Below are 2,457 nucleotides of genomic sequence, written 5' to 3'. Positions count from 1 at the left end.
GTCGCCGGCTCCGCCCTCGCCGCCACTCCGGCCGCCACCGCCGTCGAGGCTCCGGCCGCCGCCGAGAAGGCCCCGCTGCTGGCCACCCCGGTCGCCGACCTCATCACCCAGGGCATGGAGGCCCAGGACCCCAACGCGGACGGCTACGAGCAGTTCATCGTCACCTATAAGGAGACCGCTGCCGCCGCCGGCAACGCGAAGGGCCGCGCCCTCGCGTGGGGCAAGGCCGCCAAGGCCGCCGGCGTCTCCGTCAAGGAGCTGCGCGAGACCGCCACCGGCTCCCACGTCGTCAAGGCCTCCAAGAAGCTGGACAAGGCCGCCTCCGCGAAGTTCATGGAGGACCTGAAGGCAGACCCGTCGGTCGAGGCCGTCGAGCCGGACGCCATCATGACCTTGAGCCTCAGCCCGCAGGATGCCCTGTACGGCCAGCAGTGGGGCTTTTACGGCACCAACGGCATGCGCGTGCCGGGCGCCTGGGACCACTCCACCGGCTCCGGCGTCACCGTCGGCGTCATCGACACCGGCCAGACCAACCACCCGGACTTGAACGCGAACACCGTCCCGGGCTACGACTTCATCTCCAGCTCCACCGCCGCCGGTGACGGCAACGGCCGCGACTCCAACCCGCAGGACGAGGGCGACTGGTTCGTCGCCGGCCAGTGCGGTCAGCCCCAGGGGTCGGACTCCTCCTGGCACGGCTCCCACGTGGCCGGCACCATCGGCGCCGTGGCCAACACCGAGGGTGTCGTCGGCGTCGCCCCGAACGTGAAGATCCAGCACGCCCGCGTGCTCGGCAAGTGCGGCGGCTCGCTGTCCGACATCGCGGACGCGATCGTCTGGTCCGCCGGCGGCTCCGTGCCCGGCGTCCCGGAGAACCAGAACCCGGTGGACGTGATCAACATGTCCCTGGGCGGCTCGGGCTCCTGCGGCTCGACCTACCAGAGTGCGATCAACTCGGCCGTCTCCCGCGGTGTCCCCGTGGTGGTCGCCGCCGGCAACGAGAACCGCGACGCCGCCCTGGCCCGCCCGGCGAACTGCGAGAACGTCATCACCGTGGCCGCCTCGGACTCCAACGGCAACCGCTCCTCGTTCTCCAACTACGGCGCCCGCGTGGACGTGACCGCCCCCGGCTCGAACATCATCTCGACCGTGAACGCCGGTGCCACGACTCCGACCACGCCGACCTACGCCTCCTACAACGGCACCTCCATGGCCACCCCGCACGTGGCGGGCACCGTGGCCCTGATGCTGGCCAAGGACGGCTCGCTGACCCCGTCGGCGATCGAGTCGGCCCTGAAGAGCAACGCCCGCCCCCTGCCGGGCACCTGCTCCGGCGGCTGCGGCGCCGGCCTGGTGGACGCCGCGAAGACCCTGGCCTCCCTCGGCGAGGGCTCGGACCCGGACCCGGTCGACCCGGATCCGATCGGCGGCGAGCTGTTGACCAACGGCGGCTTCGAGTCCGGCGCCACCGGCTGGCAGGGCACCGGCAACTCCACCCCGGTGTACTCGCCGACCAACTCGAAGACCGGCAGCTACCACGCCACCATGAACGGCCTGGGCTACCGCAACACCGCCACCGTCGAACAGAAGGTGGCCCTGCCGGCAGGCAAGACCTCGACCCTGTCCTACGCGCTGCGCGTGGACTCGAACGAGAGCACCTACATCGCCTATGACCGCATGCGCGTCATGGTGAACGACGGCTACGGCTCCTACACCCTGAAGACGCACTCCAACATGGAGAAGGGCCGCGGCTACGTGACCCACACCGTGGACCTGTCCCGCTTCGCCGGCAAGGACGTCACCGTCTTCTTCCGCGGCGAGGAGGACTCCGACAGCGCCACGATCTTCCGCCTGGACGACGTCTCGCTGACCGCCCGCTGAGCCCTCTCACGCGGGTGATCGCCGCCAGGCGCTGAGCCTGGACCTCACCACCGGACCCGGCCCGGGGAGCACCGCTCCCCGGGCGGGTCCGTCTGTGTGGAGCACGCGTGGACGGGGCCGTCCGCGGACACCGGGGCAGACGCGTCCCGACGACGGCGACGCACCTTCTCGAGGTGCGTCGCCGTCGTCGTAGGCCGGGTTCCGGCACCACGGTGCCGCCCCGAGGGGACCGGGTGCAGGCCGACGGTCCCGGTGTGGATGGACCACGGTGCCGACCGAGGGTGCCGCACGACGTCGACGTCCGTGCCGGGTTCCGGCACCAAGGTGTCGAATGCCCGCCCCGGGCGTGGAGGCACGGCGTCACCCCTGCCTAGCGTGGGGCGCATCGCCGGACGCCGCGGCGAGGGGAGCCCCACGGGGCCTGATCCGCGGCGGACGGTCTGCAAGAGATCACCGATCACCTGTCAGAGGAGAAGCACCATGGATGCCGACCGAGACGCCAGCTGCACCACCGCTCCGCCGTGAGACCGCCCGCCGCGCCGGCGCTCTGCTCGCCGCCGCGCCCCTGGGCGGCAC

The 2,457-nt window shown here is 71.8% G+C and carries 1 protein-coding gene; it reads left to right on the top strand.

What is annotated here, in order from left to right:
* Positions 1-1,881: S8 family serine peptidase (locus AC2W7A_RS11520; protein WP_485991471.1), on the top strand; the 1,881-nt coding region annotated here is incomplete at its 5' end.
* Positions 1,882-2,457: the final 576 nt, after the last annotated feature.

The sequence above is a fragment of the Micrococcus sp. LASM2_SD2 genome (assembly GCF_057364565.1).
The sequence above is the reverse complement of the archived record's forward strand: the minus strand, read 5'-3'. Positions and strand labels throughout refer to the sequence as shown.